The organism is Echinicola rosea (genome assembly GCF_005281475.1).
In the GTDB taxonomy this organism is placed as follows: domain Bacteria; phylum Bacteroidota; class Bacteroidia; order Cytophagales; family Cyclobacteriaceae; genus Echinicola; species Echinicola rosea.
In genome coordinates, this window is record NZ_CP040106.1 from 3,264,795 (window position 1) to 3,281,693 (window position 16,899).

A 16,899-nucleotide genomic window follows, 5' to 3' on the forward strand; every position below is an offset into this window, starting at 1 on the left:
ATTCCCGCTATTATAATGATTGACAGTATTACTTTTTGATCAATTCGGATCATTATATTAATTATTAGATAGCGAAACCGCTATGTTTTCCACTTTATTTTTCACCTTGTTCTTTTTCTTGTTCCTTCTACTGGAAAACAGTACATAAAGGCCAGGGATAAGGAACATGCCAAAGACTGTTCCGCTGAACATTCCTCCCAATGCAGCGGTACCTATTGACCTGTTGCCGAGTGCTCCGGCTCCTGTGGCCATACAGAGGGGTACCAGCCCCGCCATAAATGCAAAGGAAGTCATCAGGATGGGCCTCAACCGGGACACGGCGCCAGTAATTGCTGCCGGGATTAAGTCCATACCTTCTTTTCGTTTTAAAACCGCAAATTCGATAATCAGGATCGCGTTTTTGCCCAACAAGCCAATCAGCATAATGAGCGCAACTTGGGCATATATGTTGTTTTGAAGCCCAAGCAAATAGAGGGCTGCAAAAGAACCAAATACCCCGGCTGGCAAGAACAAAATCACTGGAAGCGGCAATACAAAGCTTTCGTACTGCGCTGCCAGCAGTAGGTAAACGAAGACAAGACAGATGATGAAAATGTAAATGGCCTGATTCCCTGAACTTACTTCCTGACGCGTCATTCCGTACCAATCATAGCCATATCCCTTAGGCAGTTTTTCTGCCGCAATTCTTTGTATAGCAGCCACGGCATCACCACTACTGTACCCCGGCGCAGGGATACCTTTTACTTTTGCCGACGTGTACATGTTATGTTTGCTCAGCTGTTCGGGGCCGTATACTTTTTCCAAATTAATGAAAGAGGAGATAGGGACCATTTCGCCGCCGTCATTCTTTACATGGACTTTCAGCACGTCTTCTGGATTAGCTCTATATTGTGGCCCGGCCTGCATCATCACATCATACATGTTTTCGAAGCGAACGAAATCGGAGGCCAAGACACCTCCCATCAGTATTTGTAATGTACTCATGGCATTACTGATGGTAACGCCTTTTTTGGCTGCCATGTCTTGATCTACGTTTACCATATATTGGGGGAAGTTTGGGTCAAAATCCGACTTCACCTCACCGATTTCAGGCGCATTGTCCAACGCTTCCACAAAATCCTCGATCACTAGTGATAGCTTCTGAAGATTGCCACTGCCTGTCTGGTCGAGAACCTTCATTTGGAATCCACTGGAATTACCAAATCCGGAAACCGTAGGAGGAAGGAAAAACTGCACTTGGGCATCGGAGATATCCGCAGTGCGGGCATAGAGCTCATCGATGGTTTCCTGAATAGAAGCTTCGCGCTCATCCCAGTTTTTTAGGTTGATCATGCCCATCCCATAGGAAGCCCCTGACAGTCCTGTGGACAGGCTATATCCTGCAAGGGTGGATACTGCGGCAACTTCATCCAGCCCTTCAGCAGCTTGCTGAATATGGTCAAGTACCTTTTCCGTCCTTTCTACTGTAGCACCCGATGGAGATACGACATTGATGTAAACCATACTCTGATCCTCGACAGGAATGAATCCCGAAGGCAATACTTTGGCCACTCCCCAGGTTCCTATAAAAAAGGCGACAAGCATTATCACAGTCACCAATCGCCGTCCCACCAGCACCCCCAAAGTGTTGCGATATTTGCCTGCAAAGGACTCGTAGGCCTTGTTAAAGCCGTTAAAAAAAAAGTTGAGCAGTGTCTTTTTCTGCTCTGTACCGTAATGGTTTTTTAATATTATGGCACACAATGCGGGTGTTAAGGTTAATGCATTGATTCCGGAAATAACAATGGCTATGGCCAGGGTGATCGAAAACTGGCGGTAGAAAATTCCTACGGGACCATCAAGAAATGCAACAGGTATAAATACTGCCGACATGACTAGCGTAATGGACACGATGGCACCTCCGATATCCTTCATTGCTGCCAATGTAGCTTCCATGGGAGGGAGATGGTCTTCTTCCATTTTGGCGTGCACGGCCTCTACTACTACAATAGCATTGTCCACGACAATACCGATAGCCAGTACCAGGGCAAACAGGGTCAGCATATTGATTGAAAAACCAAATAATTGCATAAAGAACAAAGTGCCGATCAATGCAACCGGTACGGCAAGTGCGGGAATTAAGGTAGACCTGAAGTCTTGGAGGAATATAAAAACGACCAAGAATACCAAAATAAAGGCTTCGATCAATGTCTTTAATACTTCATGGATAGAGGCGTCAAGAAAGCGCGAAACATCATAGGTGATTTTATAATCTACTCCCGGAGGAAACGATCCTTGCTTCAGTTCTTCCATGCGTTTTTTTACCCGCTGGATCACGTCCCTGGCATTGGATCCGGGACGCTGGATGATCATGATTGACGCAGCAGGTTTACCGTCGGTTTTAGAGATACGTCCATAGTTCAATGAACCAAACTCTACATCTGCTACATCTCCCAGTCGTAGGATGGAGCCGTCTTTATTGGCACGGATTACCAGGTTTTCATATTCTTTGGCCTCGTTGAATTTACCGGAATACCGAAGGCCGTACTGGATCATTTGCGCTCCTTTGCCCGAGCTTACCCCTACTTGACCGGGGGCAGCCTCTACATTTTGGTTGTTTAAGGCGGCTTTAACCTCGTCAGTAGAAACTTGATAAGCGGTCATGCGGTCAGGTTTTAGCCATATTCTCATGGAATAATCTTTTGTGCTCATGATTTCGGCAAAGCCCACTCCATCTACTCTTCTTAGTTCCTGAAGGACATTTAGATCAGAAAAATTATATATAAACTGCTCATCCATAGAGGGGTCGCTGCCCATTACGTTGATATAGAGGAGTAGTCCTTCTACTTCCTTTTCTACGGTCACGCCTGCTTTGATGACATCCTGTGGCAAATCATTTACGACTGTAGAAACACGGTTTTGAACTTCCATGGCCGCTTCATCTGGGCTGGTTTCCGCCCCGAAATATACTTTTATTTTGGAGGTTCCCCGGTTACTGGATACTGAAGACATGTACATCATCCCCGGTACACCGTTTATGGCTTTTTCCAATGGGGTAGTCACTGTTTTGGCCACCACCTCGGAATTAGCTCCCCGGTATTTTGCCCTGATCGAAACAGCTGGAGGAGCGATGTCAGGGAATAGGGCTACGGGCAGCGAAAAGAATGTCAGTGCTCCGAGTAAGACAAAGAAAAGGGATATGACCAAAGAAAGTATTGGTCTTTTTATAAATAAAGACAGCATGTGGTTGAAATAAGGTCTTGATGAAAATTATTGGACGGTAGGGGTTTCCTGAAGGGTTCTTAAGTGATCCGCTGCGATAAATTTCGGCTGGATGGTCATGCCTTCTTGCAAGTCCTGAATCCCTTCATAGACGATGTTATCACCTTCCTCAATTCCTGATTCCACGACATAATAATGGGAAAACCGTACTTTAGGAACAAATGATTTCATTTTCACTTGGTTGTTTTCGTCCAGCACAAAAACGTAATGACGGTCTTGTATTTCAAAAACTGCTTTCTGCGGAACCATCAAAACATCGTGTACTTGATTGGTAAGGACTACTTTACCTGTAGCTCCGTGTTTTAGGATTTGTTTTTGGTTAGGAAATCGTGCCCGGAAAGCAATAGAGCCTGTGTTGGCATTGAATTCTCCCTCCATGGTTTCGATTTTACCTTCATAGGGGTAAGGGGTGCCATCAGCTAGAATTAACTTGACTATATCATTGTTGGAATCTTCTTGTGTGTTGACATATTCAAGGTATTCCCTCTCGGATACATTAAAGTAAACATGTACTGCACTGATGTCAGAAACCTTGGTGAGCAAACTTCCTTGATCCAAAAGGCTGCCTATTCTATGGGGAATTCTATCAATTATTCCACTAAAAGGTGCTTTGATTTCGGTATATCCAAGTTGGGTGTCGGCGTGGGCATATGCTGATTTGGCCTCTTCAATTTTGGCGAGCACGGCATTGTGTTTTGCCAAAGCCACGTTTAATTCCGATTCGGAAATGACATTTTTATTTACCATTATCCGAAGCCTATCTACCTCATATTCCAGTGCTTTTGCTTCTGCTATTGCACTTGTGAGGTTGGCACTGGCTTTTGCCAATGCTGCTTTGTATTCTTCATCATTGGTTTTAAAAAGGAGCTGTCCTTTTTTTACATATTTACCTTCATCGATGAGTATTTCCTCCAAAAAACCCGGCACGCGCGATCGCAGCTCCACGTTCTGAATAGCTTTGATATCCGCTACATATTCCCGGTAAAGTGCCGTGTCAATGGAGGTTACCTGCATGACGGGCAGTGATTTTTCTCTTATCTTTTTCTCTCTTGGCTTACTTTCTGTCGAACAGCTGCTGTAAAGAATACAGGCAAAAACCAATAGCGTAATCGTAAAGTAGTGAGGAGTGTGCAAAATTTTCATAATTGACTAGGCAGCAAAACTTATGCTAAAATTTGAAATGTTGTGGATTTTTTCCACAATTTAGTCTGCAAAGCTATTTAAGATACGCTCTTTTCATAATCTTTTTTTTTGAACGGTAGATGTCCGTGATGGTTCGTTTTTCTGTTGTCTTTTAGGTTGTTTATGTCATTTTAAGGGTGCCTAATTTGGTAGAGTTAGGAGTAGTTTTTTTAAGAAATCAGGTTATTGTAAATTGTTGGCATGTTTTTTGTTAGTGGGTTGCATTTATTTGACGTTGATGTCAAAGGGCATTCTGGCTTTGATACCTTTCATGTGTTGGATTTTCTCCATCTTTTTGAGCAGGTGATAGGTTTCTCCAAAACGGTAATTCATGTATCTCGCTTCGATATCAGTGCCTAATTCGGACATGATTTGTTCGAAGATCGATTTTTGTTTGGGATAATAAAGGACACGGTAGTCCTCACCCACATCAGCTTTGGATGCGGCAATTTGGATTGCATCATCCAGTCCACCGAGGACATCGACCAGCCCGTTTTCTTTGGCTTGCAGCCCGCTCCAGACTCTTCCCGAGGCCACTTCCTTTACAGCTTCCTTGCTCATTTTCCTTCCATCGGCGACCCGTGTGATGAACGTATCATAACCCTCTTCGATCTGAGTTTGGATGATGTTTTTTTCCACTTCGCTGAGCTGGCGTGTAGGATTCATGAAATCTGAAAACTCCCCGGTCTTGGCCACGTCAGTGGTGATGCCCAGTTTGTTGTTGAGCAGGCCTTCCGCGTTGAACCACATGCCAAAAATCCCTATAGAGCCGGTAATGGTGTTGGGTTGGGCGACGATGGTGTCAGCAGGTGCGGAGATGTAATACCCACCAGAAGCAGCCAAAGAGGACATGGATGCGATTACTGGCTTGATCTTTTGGGCTTCATTCATTTCCCGCCAAATTACTTCTGATGCCAGTACAGAACCACCAGGGGAATTGACCCGAAGGACAATCGCCTTGATGTCATCATCCATCCTGGCTTTTTTGATTTCTTTGGCATATACCTCAGAACTGATGGTTCCATCTACTTTACCACTGACAATTTCGCCTTCCGCAACGATCACTGCTATGCGGTTGCTGGCTGTGAGGTTCTTGGTTTTGGCGGTTTTGTTGATCCCGGAGATGTTGATGGTGGAAATTTCCGCATCTGCTTCCAGACCGAGTTTTTCCCTTAGCAGGTCCTTCACTTGGTCGTCATACCAAATTCCATCTACAAGGCCCAAATCAGCTGCATCTTGAGGTTTGCGCACCAGCATTTGGTCATTTGCCGTTTTGAGGTCATCGTAATCCAAATCCCTGCTTTCGGCTACTTGACGGATCATGTAATTGTTCATGTCACCAAGAAATGATTCGGTTTGTTTCCTGTTGGCATCACTCATTTGGTCGAGTATAAAGGGTTCCACAGCACTTTTATATTCCCCGACCCTGAAGATCACAGGTTCTATTTCAAGCTTTTCCAATAAGCCTTTAAAAAACAATATTTCGGATGAAAGCCCATTGAATTCAAGCCCTCCCATAGGGTTCAGGTAAATTTCACTTGCGGCGGAAGACAGGAAATACCCTCCTTCACTGTAAAGTTCTGAGTAGGAAATGATGAATTTTCCTGATGCTTTGAAATCCGTTAACTCATTTCTAAGTTCTGTCAAGGCAGCAGGATTAGCCATGACTGTTCCAGCTTGAAGGTAGATGCCCTTAATTTTGTCGTTATCCTTAGCCGTACGGATAGCTTTTTTGACATTGGCCAATCCAATTTTATAGGCTGCCGGAATCGGGCCAAGGGAGGAAAGGTCTATATTGTCCTCTGAAGTCCGCTCTACCAGCACGATATTTTCCAAATTGATATGGAGAACCGAATTGTCACTAACGGTGACTTTTTCTTCTGCAGTGGATAACGTAATCAAGCCAGCAAAGAAAATGAAACTGATGACCGAAAAAATCACCAACCCCAAAATCACAGCCAGCACATTGCTTAAAAATTTCATACTTTACGATATATTTGATTGGCTCGAAAATACGTCTTTTTTCTTATTTCTGTTAGTTTTGAAAGGTGAAATTAAATCTAGGTATGCATCAAATAGTACTGTTAATCGGAGGGAACTTAGGGGATAGGAAAAAGTTGATCCAAGAAGCAGTGGAAAGGCTTAGCAGTAAGTTCAAGGTAGTGGGAGCTTCATCCGTTTATGAAACAGCGGCATGGGGAGGGCATTCTTCCGGTAGGTACCTGAACCAAGCTTTGGTGATGGAGACAGCGCTATCGGCAGAAGAGGTGCTGAATATAACCCAGAGCGTGGAAAATGTCCTGGGTAGGCAACGATTGCAAAAATGGGGAGATCGTACCATGGACATTGACATCATCTATTTTGGTGAGGAGGTGATCGATACGGATCGGTTAAAGGTGCCCCATCCTTTGATGGCCGAGAGGAGATTTGTGTTGACGCCTCTAGCGGAGATTATGCCTGATTTTGTCCATCCGGTTTTAAACAAGACCAATCAAGCGCTGCTGGAGTCATGCCAAGATCCGGGTTTGGTGGAAAAGGTGTTGTTTTAGGTTGGATCATGTGAAAAGACAACTTTTTATTGGATGTAAATCCAATATTTTTCAAATTTGGGGTATCATGAAGTCATAATTGAAGTTATCGGAGATTTTAGGCCCCCGTGGTCTTGTTCGCAGTGTTGGTTACATCAAAGTAGTACACTGCTATTTTTCATTGTTACCATTACTTAATTATGACTTTAGAAAAAATAATCCATCATTTTAAGAAAGCCTTGAGTGGCACCGAAGAAGATTATACCGTAGGGAGTATTCGGAAAGCGATCTTTTATTTGTCCATTCCCATGATTTTGGAAATGCTCATGGAGTCGCTATTTGCCGTAGTGGACATATTTTTTGTAGGGAAACTGGGAGTTCAGGCCGTGGCCACAGTTGGCTTGACGGAATCGGTACTTACCATTGTGTATTCAATAGCCATTGGCCTGAGTATGGCGGCGACAGCAGTAGTGGCCAGAAGGATAGGCGAAAAGAATAAAAAGGCCGCTTCAGAGGCAGCTTTCCAAGCCATTACCATTTGCGCCGTTTTGGCCATGGCGATAGGTCTGTTGGGGTTGTTATTTGCAGAAGACCTCCTGACCCTGATGGGTGGAGAGCCGGAGTTGGTGGCCAGCGGCTATCGATATACCCAGGTGATTTTTGCAGGAAATATCAGTGTGATGCTGCTTTTTCTCATCAATGGGGTGTTCCGGGGTGCTGGTAATGCAGTCATTGCCATGAGAACATTGTGGCTTGCCAATGGGATTAATATCGTCTTAGACCCTATGTTGATCTTTGGTATTGGTTTCTTCCCGGAGCTGGGATTGGAAGGTGCGGCTTGGGCCACGACCATTGGTCGGTCAGTGGGGGTGTTATTCCAGTTATCGGTGTTATTGAGGGGGCGAGCGATTATCCGTTTTGACTGGGAAGTGCTGCGTTTCAAATGGCATACCGTCAAAAATATCCTGAAAATTGCCATTGGCGGAATGGGGCAATTTTTGATCGAATCGGCCAGTTGGATTATACTGATGAGGATTGTGTCCAATTCAGGAAGTTTGGCATTGGCTGGATTTACCATTGCCATCCGGTTGATTATTTTTGCATTGCTTCCCGCCATGGGATTTTCCAATGCTTCGGCTACGTTGGTGGGGCAAAATCTGGGTGCCAAACGTCCGGAAAGGGCAGAGCAGGCTGCTTGGAAGGCGGCACATTATACCGCTGTTTTTTTGGGAAGCATTGGTTTGTTGTTTTTTCTTTTTGGAGAATACATAATAGGCTTGTTCAATGATAACGCGGCCGTCATCCAGATAGGCAGTGATGGACTTGGAATAATCTGTTTGGGGTATGTATTCTTTGCATATGGCATGGTCATGAGCCAGTCCCTCAATGGTGCTGGTGATACCAAAACCCCAACGATGATCAATATCGTAGTGCTTTGGCTTTTTCAATTGCCAATGGCCTATGTGCTATCCAATTGGTTTGGGATGGGGGCTACTGGAGTCTTTATCGCCATTGCAATAGGGCATTCTGTCCATGCACTGGTGAGTGGGCTGATCTTTAACCGAGGGAAGTGGAAACTTATGGAGGTATAGAGGTGACTATCCCTCCTTGGCACTTATTTCTTTTCCAGTGCTGTGCCTTCAAAGATAATCCCTTCCCAACCGTTTATGATGAAATTACGGATGTTTTGGTGATCTTCTCCATGGGGATTTCCCAAAACATCCTTTCGGTAAATATCCCCAAACAAATTCAATGTTTGCTCTGCACTGAGGCTTAGGAGCCTGCCAAGGCTAAAAATCTTACATGAACCGTTATTTTGACCAGCATCATTGACGACATTCCCATTGGTAAACCGGGTGGGGGTGAAGCGGTAGTTTTCTTCAATGTATTGGATCGTTTCCTGAAAGGAAATGGCCTCTGGGTTTTGGCTGATTTTGTCTATGAAATTCATTGTTGTTCGTAAAGTTTGCCCAAAAATAATGGGTTTTATCGACTTATGGTAAATTGATTTGTATAAAGAAGATAGAAGCTGAATGCTAAGATGTTGGTTTTATATTTTTTGTATATTAAACATCTTAATTTGTCTTTAGAATCATGAGGATAACCAACCTACAAAAGAAGGTGCTTGCGGACTTGCTGAGAGATGCCGGTCTGAATATGGTGGATTTTGAAGTTTCAGGCAGTCCTAAGGAATTTAAAATTAAGTACCGCTATGACTATTTCTCGTTTTCACTAGATCGGTTGGAATTACAGCGTTATTCCATTGTTATCTTGCCGGTAAATACTACCGTTCCTGTAAAGGAAAACGGAGATTGGGAATACCTAAAGGCACGCTATAAGATTTGGCTGGACCAACTGTCAAAGGAATTGGTTACCCCCACAGGTTGGGAGCATTTTCAACCTGAGAATTACCTTGGGTTAAAAAGGCGAGATTTAAATAATTTGTTTACTTCCGAGGAGAAGGAACAAGCAAAGGACGCCCTTAATACTTATAGCCAATATATTCATCATCGATTGCCCATGGATGGAGATGCCAAGCAGGTGATTTTAGCAAAACTTGAAGAATTATCCGGGAAAATTGATGCCATGAACAAATTTGATTGGAAATCCTTACTGATCGGGACCATGGCCAATGTAGTTATGGTTTTGGGCCTTCCTTCAGAGGTAAGTGGCATGCTATGGGAAGGGCTGAAAACTGCCTTCGGAAGATTGCGGATCAATGGATAAAAAAAGGCTTTTCGACATCATTGCCAAAAAGCCTTTTGATAGGGTGCAGGAAACTTCCTTATTTTTCCAGAAACTTCAATAAGAGCTTATCCACTTCTTTTCTATGCGTGAGGATAAGTCCATGCGGGCCTCCGGAAATGACATGATATTCATTGGCGGTAATTCCCTTAGCGGCTTGGTCACTGGAAGTCTTGATGGGGACAATGTTGTCCTCGTCTCCATGGATGATGAGTGTCGTCCTGGACACATTTTTCAGTTCAGACCTGAAATCCGTTCCTGCCCAAGCTTCAGCGCACTTTATCGTAGCGATCGGTGAAGCGTGTGACGCAATGGAGAAATCATAATCCAAATTGGCTCTGGACATCCGGTCTGTATTGTTTTCATAATTGTAAAAGTTTTTATGAAAGTCCTTCAAAAAGCCAACTCGATTACTCTTTAAGGCCTCCAAAATGCCATCCAGCATTTCGGCCGGGACACCATCAGGATTGTCCGGTTTTTGGGCTACCAGTGGGATAATAGAACCGATCAGTACAGCTTTACTGATCCGGTCCCCCTCATAATCCGTGAAGTAACGCACTACCTCACCACCGCCCATACTGAAGCCCACGATGGTGACGTCCATCAGGTCAAGTTGCAAAATGATCTCTCGGAGGTCACTGGCAAGCGCTGAATAATCGTAACCATCAAGGGGTTGGGAAGAAAGTCCGAATCCCCTTCTATCATAGGCAATTACACGGTATCCTGCATCCAATAGGGTTTGCATTTGGCCTTCCCAAGCTTGGTGGCTAAGCGGCCAACCGTGAATCAATATTACGGGTTTACCTTGTCCATAATCTTTGTAATATAAATCTACAGGTCCTTGTCCTGTTTCATTGATCAAAAATGGCATCGTTTTAGTTTTTTGGTTAGAAATGGTTTTCTATCACTATAACGATTCGCAGGGTCTGATTGTTGGATAAAATGGAGATAAAATTAGCTACCCGGTTTGGGTTTCAAAGGCGTTTTTTGCTGTAGGCATCTATGCTTTCGGACATGGCGGTGGTGAGTTTCTCCAGTTCGTTTTGAGTGATGACAAAAGGAGGCATCGTATAGACCAGTTTGCCAAAAGGCCGTAACCAAAGGCCTCTTTTGGTAAGTTCATCTTGGATGGCTTTCATGTCCACGGCTTCTTTCAGTTCCACCACGCCAATAGCACCCAAAACCCTTACATCCTCGACGGTATCCAAGTCTTGTAGGGGAGTCAAGGTGGTTTTGAGGTGTTCTTCAATAACCCTGATCTCCTTTTGCCAATCTTTGGCGAGCAGGAGGTCCAAGCTCGCTATAGCAGTGGCACAAGCTAAGGGGTTCCCCATAAAGGTCGGACCGTGCATAAACACTCCCGGAGCACCGGAAGAGATGGTGTTGGCCATGTCGGTACTGCAGAGCGTGGCTGCAAAGGACATGTACCCGCCTGTCAGTGCCTTGCCAATACACATGATGTCTGGAGTGATGCCAGCATGCTCACAGGCAAACAATTTTCCCGTGCGCCCAAAACCTGTAGCGATTTCATCTGCAATAAGCAGGACATCATACTGCTTACAAAGCGCATGCAGGGAGGTGAGATAATCTGGGTGATAAAATCGCATGCCCCCTGCCCCTTGGACGATTGGTTCGAGGATAAAAGCAGCGATTTCATGATGCTGGGTAGCTAGCACCTGTTCCACTTGCTCCAATTCTTCGGGGATCAATTCTCCATCAAATTTGGATTGCGGCGCCGGCAAGAATACCTGCGGAGTCAGGCGATTGTTGAAAATGCTGTGCATGCCTGTCACCGGATCACAGACGGACATATCATGCCAAGTGTCGCCATGGTAGCCATTACGGACGGTCGCAAAGCGGTTTTTGTCCCCTTGGCCTTTGGAGTGCCAGTATTGGAGCGCCATCTTCAAGGCTACTTCCACTGCTACGGAACCTGAGTCGCTGTAAAATACATGCTCTAAACCTTTCGGTACCACTTGTAGCAACTTCTTGGTCAGTTCAGCGGCAGGTCGATGGGTAATCCCACCGAACATCACATGGGCCATGTTTTCCAATTGCTGCTGAATTGCCTCATTCAGCTCGGGGACATTATATCCATGGATGGTGGACCACCAGCTGGACATGCCGTCCATCAGCTGGGAGCCATCTTCCAGTTCCAAGAAAACTCCGTTGGCCTTTTTCACCACCAAGTTATCTACTGGCCTAGATGCGGATGTATAGGGGTGCCAAATGTGTTTGTGATCGATGGAAAGGATTTCTTCCTGGGTCATACGTGAAGCGTGATGGTGATGTTATTGATGTTTTCTGTCGCCTGGTAATGAACAAAGGGGATTGCAAATCCCCTTTGTCAAGAGTTCCTATTTACCTGAGCTCGACTTATTTTTAGTATAAAAAGCGTCATTGCAAACTTTTTTTAGGAGGATGTGGGTTAGAAAAGGGGGTGGCAACTCGCCGCGGCGAGCTGCCACGGCTTCCTCCCGCTCAGGCCTACCTCTAAGCCTCGCAGTGACGGTTTTATAATCGAACTGAGGTTATTTGCAAATCAGGAACAGCAATGAACAGTCAAGACATTAAAGAGACTGCCTTCTAAGCCGCCTAATACTAATGTCTATTCCTTAAAGTCCGGAAACTTCAGCTTCTTTATGGATTTTCTTCACGAGGCCTTGGAGTACTTTTCCTGGGCCACATTCGATGAAGTCTGTTGCGCCATCGGCCACCATGTGCTGCACGGATTGGGTCCACTTTACAGGTGCTGTCAGCTGGGCGATCAGGTTCTTTTTGATGGTTTCCACGTCTGTTTCCCCTTTTGTGCTGACATTTTGGTAGATAGGGCAGAGAGGCTGTTTGAATTCGGTAGAAGCGATGGCTTTTTCCAGCTTTTCCCTTGCAGGCTCCATCAAGGGAGAATGGAAAGCTCCACCAACCGGTAGTGGAAGTGCACGTTTGGCACCAGCTTCTTTGGCTTTTTCACAGGCAATTTTAATGCCTTCATTGGAGCCGGAAATGACCAATTGTCCGGGGCAGTTGTAGTTGGCGGCCACGACGATTTCGCGTTCTATGCTTTTACAGATGTCTTCTACCTTATCGTCGTCGAGACCGAGGATAGCGGCCATGGTAGAAGGGTTGATTTCACAGGCTTCTTGCATGGCTAAAGCCCTTTGGTAAACCAGCTTGAGCCCATCCTCAAAAGACAATGCTCCGGTGGCCACCAATGCAGAAAGCTCTCCCAAAGAGTGTCCTGCAGCCATGTCCGGCTTGAAATCTGCCGTGGTCTGGGCCAAGATGACCGAGTGGAGAAATACCGCCGGTTGGGTTACTTTGGTTTCTTTGAGTTGCTCAGCGGTGCCATCAAACATGATTTCACTGATCTTAAAGCCTAAAATCTCATCAGCTTGGTCAAACAGTTTTTTGGCTTCATCATTTGATTCGTACAATTCTTTGCCCATTCCTGGAAATTGTGCTCCCTGACCGGGGAAAACATAAGCTTTCATATCGTTAATTGTTTTTTAAAATTCCTCTTGGTAATCATTGGCTTAGGAGCTGTGACCATAGCCCTGCCAATTTAAATAAATTTGTGAGGCCAAATATACCAAAAAAATAAGGCTTAGTCGGTAGGGTAGTTCAATTTCGTTTTCGTGATGCGCCTTAATTCCTTTATTCCTTGTTTTGAATTTTGCCCAATTTGTGTCCAGAGCAGTAAGCGTCAAAGCATCACACAAAGAATAGTTCAACATGTGCTTATTGCATTGAAAACTTAATGCTCTTGGATCCAATTCACAGCTGTTGAGGCAACTGGGGTTTGTAATTGACTATCTGCTTTTAAAGGTCCTCTTCGCTCAAAAACTTCATTTTGTCTTCTTCGGTAGGAAACCGGCAGGTTTCCCTTTTGCCAAACCATTTATAGCGGTTGCGTGCGATCCAGTCATAAAGTGGGTCGCGTAAAAAATTTGGGATAATGATAAAACCATACAAAAGTGGCCAGAATCCCTTTAGCTTCTTGGTGATTTCCAGTGCTGCCCGGCTTTTATAATACACCTTATCCTCACGAAGAAGGACGATCGAATCCAAATAAGATTCATTTAGGTTTTTCCCTTTCAGCAGTTTTTTACTGATGTCGTCTTGTAAGGAAGCCAGTTTAAAATTGTTTTTAGAATCCCGTTGGATGATGAAGTCCACCGCCTGATTGCACAGGTTGCAGACTCCATCGAATAGGACAATATCATATTGGCTGGATATTTTTGTCATTTGATGATTTGTATGTGGCCTTTTAATTCTTCCTGGCCTGCACTTTCATCATTGGTGTCATAAAGGACGGTTGCCGAATAGAAATAAGTGCCCGCAGGAAGTTCGTTCCCATTTTGGTCTCTACCATCCCAACGAACATAGATGTCGTTTTCGTTTGAAGTGGCACTGTTATATTCAAAAACCAAGCTTCCCCATCTATTGTAGATGTGGATTTCTACCGCTTCCACAAACCTAGGACATCGGGGGAATGGGTTATCAAAGGCCATGAACGTATCATTGGTGCCGTCACCGTTTGGTGTGAAGGCATTCGGCAGTTCATAATTGGGACAATTGTCCACACAAACGATGTTGCTGGGTTCACTCTCATTACCAGAACGGTCCACGGCAGTGATATAATAGCATCCTTTATAATCTTCCAACTCTGAAATGGTTGCGTCACGGCTCAGAGAGCTTTCCGTGCTGATCAGTTCAAAGGTTCCCTCATCCCCGTTGGGAGAGAAGTAAATATTGAAGCTGCCCAACTCATCATCACAATCTCCGGAGAAATCCGGCTCCCAACTTAAGTCATGATAGAAAGCGTTGAAATTACAGTCTTCATTGGCTAACAATTCCTCGCATACCGGTCCGTCAAAGGTTAGGACTGGTGGACAAGGTAGCCTATTGTCATCAGGGCGTGCGCAGATGACCTGTGAATTGTTTTCCAAAGGATAGGTGATCATGTCCACATTATAAGCACCTTTGGTGATCACATAATAGCAGTATTCGGTTTCCCTACTAAGTGGGACACCATTATGGCTGCCGTCATCCAAGAAGGTGAAACCGTTTGCACTGACGTCCACCTCGGCGATCAGTTCGAAGTTGTCCGCATCACTGGCATCTGGATCTGTCCTGTTTCTGTACACTTCATGGGTATATTGGCCTAGGCTGTTGTTCCAGGGGACGTTAAAGTCCCAATTGAGTTCTATGGCTTCATTAATAATGGTCGGTTGCAGCCATACGGAGGATGCTACACTGGAAGTATCGATCGCTTGCCCACCGTCAAAGAGCACCACTTGGTAATTGTACACCAATGATTCCGTATTCAGTCCTGTATCGGTATAAAGGGTGTCACTGGTGGTGGCGACTACTTCTGGATTGCCACTGTCATTAAATCCTTCTTCCCGTAACAATTGGTATTCATAAGGCCCAGGGTACTGCTGGGTGTCGATATCATAAGGTGGTGTCCATTTGACAAAGATCTCTCCATTTTCTACATCAGTTTCTTCGATACTAACGTTGGTGATGATGGGGACATCGACATCAATAGTCAAGCAAAATTCTTCAGATACAATGCTTTCTCCACCTCTCGGCTGTGGGTAGGTAGCTACTAACCTATAGCAGTAGGTGTTGCCTGGTGCCAGGCCTTCACCGTCGTTGTCATCCAAGAATTCGTAGGTTTGCATATCCGTGGTACCGATAAGCTCATATCCATCTCTGATGCCTGTTTCACAGGAATCCGGGGTATAGGGATTGCTGTTGACACTACGCCAGATTTGCATGGTTTCGGCACTATTTCCACATGAATATGGATCCCAGGTGATTGCGGCGGACCTCCCGACATCCTGCTCCACCGATTGAATGACGGGAGGAGGGCCGACAACACGGATGTTCCAGGTTTGGATATCTACCAGTGCAGGGCCGGATTCGGGATCATCCGTGATCCTGATTCTTACTTGATATTCCCTGGACCGCACGTGGTTGCATACCGTCTGCCAATCAAAGTTTACAATGCCAGGGGAAGATTGGAAAGTTTCTTCAGGATTGTAGGAAGCGGGGGAGGAAGTAATCTCAATGGGGTCACCGAAGACTTCAATCTTGATGTCATCTCCATCCGGATCACTGCCTTGGATGATTTGTTCAATGTCTGTGCCGGCTACTACACAGAGATCATCCGGTACTTGGAGTTGTGGACGTTGATTATCGGAGTTCTCGATGATGATCTGCATGTCCCGTACCACATAGCCGATTTTCCGGTATTCTCCATCGATCTTTCGCCATTCCTCAATATGGAAAGCGACATTATATTGTCCGGCAATACCTGGCGCATCCCAAATGAGGTCTCCTGTCAACGGGTCCATGGAAATGTACGGATTTGGTGAGCCATCCTCGCGGTTAAAGCTGAATTCATTGGAAGCAGGACTGCGGTAGTTGCCTACTGGTCGTTGAAAATCCTGCAAAGGTACCACGTCGTCAAAACGATAGGCGATACTGTCCCCATCGGGATCATAAGCCCCGGGGTTGTGGATATATCGGGTGTTGATCTGGCCGTTGTCCACTGGTGGAATGGTCAGTACCGGAGAGTTGTTGACACCGACAAAAGGGTCAATGGTGATCATGGTTTCTATATAAAAAGGAGTATTGACCGAATTGTCCATGTTGAGGGTCAGGTCATTTCGGTTGAATTCCTGAAAACGGATCGTATATTCGCCCGGACCTTGGTAAGTGTGGGTGATGACAAATACGTTTTTCTCGATTTGGTTTCCCAAGGACTCTACAGTGCTAAACTCACTTTCAGTATTGAGATTTTCTACCACTCTTCCGTCACCGAATTCGATCCGTCCAGGTCCGAATACTACGGAGGACCGGGTGTCTGTGTAGCCGACCACGGTAATGCGGTAGGTCAGGGATTGGGTGGATATTCTTTCTGCAATGATCTCTCCTGCCCTGATGTGGGTGGCCATGGCTTGTTGGAGCCCAAAGAGGAATAGGATAGTGGAGAGTAAGAGAAAAGCTTTAGATTTCATATATCTCATAAGTTTTTACACCGATTGCGCCGTATTTGTAATGTTTTCATATCGCATTACTTAAAAATTTCACGTAAAATTACTTGAATTTTATATACGTAGTTAACTTAAATTTTTGCTCAATTTGTATCTATATACGGATTAAAGTTAATGAA

General features: G+C 45.0%; 12 protein-coding genes. 3 read left to right on the top strand and 9 right to left on the bottom strand.

Features of this window, described 5'->3' with window-relative positions; translation table 11 throughout:
* Window positions 1–57 precede the first annotated feature (57 nt).
* From FDP09_RS13015 to sppA, 3 genes are all read right to left on the bottom strand, one after another.
* Window positions 58–3,222, bottom strand: coding sequence for an efflux RND transporter permease subunit (locus FDP09_RS13015; protein WP_137403077.1), 3,165 nt, complete (start codon window positions 3,220–3,222; stop codon window positions 58–60).
* A 27-nt stretch (window positions 3,223–3,249) separates the two neighbouring features.
* Window positions 3,250–4,404, bottom strand: coding sequence for an efflux RND transporter periplasmic adaptor subunit (locus FDP09_RS13020; RefSeq protein ID WP_137403078.1), 1,155 nt, complete (start codon window positions 4,402–4,404; stop codon window positions 3,250–3,252).
* Between the two features lie 264 nt (window positions 4,405–4,668).
* Entirely contained in the window at window positions 4,669–6,426 is a 1,758-nt protein-coding gene (gene sppA / locus FDP09_RS13025; protein ID WP_137403079.1) for a signal peptide peptidase SppA, read from the bottom strand.
* Window positions 6,427–6,509: 83 nt separating this feature from the next.
* On the opposite strand from sppA, the gene folK reads away from it, so the two are divergent.
* Both folK and FDP09_RS13035 read left to right on the top strand, forming a co-directional pair.
* Complete coding sequence (gene folK / locus FDP09_RS13030) at window positions 6,510–6,992, top strand: 2-amino-4-hydroxy-6-hydroxymethyldihydropteridine diphosphokinase (RefSeq protein ID WP_137403080.1); 483 nt, start codon at window positions 6,510–6,512, stop codon at window positions 6,990–6,992.
* 179 nt (window positions 6,993–7,171) lie between these two features.
* Entirely contained in the window at window positions 7,172–8,563 is a 1,392-nt protein-coding gene (locus FDP09_RS13035; protein WP_137403081.1) for an MATE family efflux transporter, read from the top strand.
* A 23-nt stretch (window positions 8,564–8,586) separates the two neighbouring features.
* Here the strand turns inward: FDP09_RS13035 and FDP09_RS13040 are convergent, their stop codons facing one another.
* A complete protein-coding gene (locus tag FDP09_RS13040; protein ID WP_137403082.1) occupies window positions 8,587–8,922 on the bottom strand; it encodes a HopJ type III effector protein in 336 nt (111 codons plus the stop codon).
* A 143-nt stretch (window positions 8,923–9,065) separates the two neighbouring features.
* On the opposite strand from FDP09_RS13040, the gene FDP09_RS13045 reads away from it, so the two are divergent.
* Entirely contained in the window at window positions 9,066–9,698 is a 633-nt protein-coding gene (locus tag FDP09_RS13045; protein ID WP_137403083.1) for a hypothetical protein, read from the top strand.
* A 58-nt stretch (window positions 9,699–9,756) separates the two neighbouring features.
* Here the strand turns inward: FDP09_RS13045 and FDP09_RS13050 are convergent, their stop codons facing one another.
* From FDP09_RS13050 to FDP09_RS13070, 5 genes are all read right to left on the bottom strand, one after another.
* Entirely contained in the window at window positions 9,757–10,587 is an 831-nt protein-coding gene (locus FDP09_RS13050) for an alpha/beta fold hydrolase (RefSeq protein WP_137403084.1), read from the bottom strand.
* A gap of 103 nt (window positions 10,588–10,690) precedes the next feature.
* Window positions 10,691–11,986 (bottom strand): adenosylmethionine--8-amino-7-oxononanoate transaminase, encoded by a 1,296-nt coding sequence (bioA, locus tag FDP09_RS13055; protein WP_137403085.1) that lies wholly within the window; start codon window positions 11,984–11,986, stop codon window positions 10,691–10,693.
* A 345-nt stretch (window positions 11,987–12,331) separates the two neighbouring features.
* Window positions 12,332–13,207 carry an ACP S-malonyltransferase gene (gene fabD, locus FDP09_RS13060; protein WP_137403086.1) on the bottom strand — a complete coding sequence of 292 codons (876 nt, stop codon included), beginning with the start codon at window positions 13,205–13,207 and terminating at the stop codon, window positions 12,332–12,334.
* A 328-nt stretch (window positions 13,208–13,535) separates the two neighbouring features.
* On the bottom strand, window positions 13,536–13,961 hold the full coding sequence (locus FDP09_RS13065) for a thiol-disulfide oxidoreductase DCC family protein (RefSeq protein WP_137403087.1): 426 nt from the start codon (window positions 13,959–13,961) through the stop codon (window positions 13,536–13,538).
* Entirely contained in the window at window positions 13,958–16,744 is a 2,787-nt protein-coding gene (locus FDP09_RS13070) for a T9SS type B sorting domain-containing protein (protein WP_137403088.1), read from the bottom strand. The genes FDP09_RS13065 and FDP09_RS13070 overlap by 4 nt, the downstream gene beginning before the upstream one ends.
* Window positions 16,745–16,899 lie beyond the last annotated feature (155 nt).

Excerpts from the sequence above, each read along its gene's own strand:
- fabD (WP_137403086.1), bottom strand. The coding sequence starts at position 13,207 with ATGAAAGCTTATGTTTTCCCCGGTCAGGGAGCACAATTTCCAGGAATG.
- FDP09_RS13020 (WP_137403078.1), bottom strand. The coding sequence starts at position 4,404 with ATGAAAATTTTGCACACTCCTCACTACTTTACGATTACGCTATTGGTT.
- folK (WP_137403080.1), top strand. The coding sequence starts at position 6,510 with ATGCATCAAATAGTACTGTTAATCGGAGGGAACTTAGGGGATAGGAAA.
- FDP09_RS13040 (WP_137403082.1), bottom strand. The coding sequence starts at position 8,922 with ATGAATTTCATAGACAAAATCAGCCAAAACCCAGAGGCCATTTCCTTT.
- FDP09_RS13015 (WP_137403077.1), bottom strand. The coding sequence starts at position 3,222 with ATGCTGTCTTTATTTATAAAAAGACCAATACTTTCTTTGGTCATATCC.
- FDP09_RS13035 (WP_137403081.1), top strand. The coding sequence starts at position 7,172 with ATGACTTTAGAAAAAATAATCCATCATTTTAAGAAAGCCTTGAGTGGC.
- FDP09_RS13065 (WP_137403087.1), bottom strand. The coding sequence starts at position 13,961 with ATGACAAAAATATCCAGCCAATATGATATTGTCCTATTCGATGGAGTC.
- sppA (WP_137403079.1), bottom strand. The coding sequence starts at position 6,426 with ATGAAATTTTTAAGCAATGTGCTGGCTGTGATTTTGGGGTTGGTGATT.
- FDP09_RS13070 (WP_137403088.1), bottom strand. The coding sequence starts at position 16,744 with ATGAAATCTAAAGCTTTTCTCTTACTCTCCACTATCCTATTCCTCTTT.
- FDP09_RS13050 (WP_137403084.1), bottom strand. The coding sequence starts at position 10,587 with ATGCCATTTTTGATCAATGAAACAGGACAAGGACCTGTAGATTTATAT.
- FDP09_RS13045 (WP_137403083.1), top strand. The coding sequence starts at position 9,066 with ATGAGGATAACCAACCTACAAAAGAAGGTGCTTGCGGACTTGCTGAGA.
- bioA (WP_137403085.1), bottom strand. The coding sequence starts at position 11,986 with ATGACCCAGGAAGAAATCCTTTCCATCGATCACAAACACATTTGGCAC.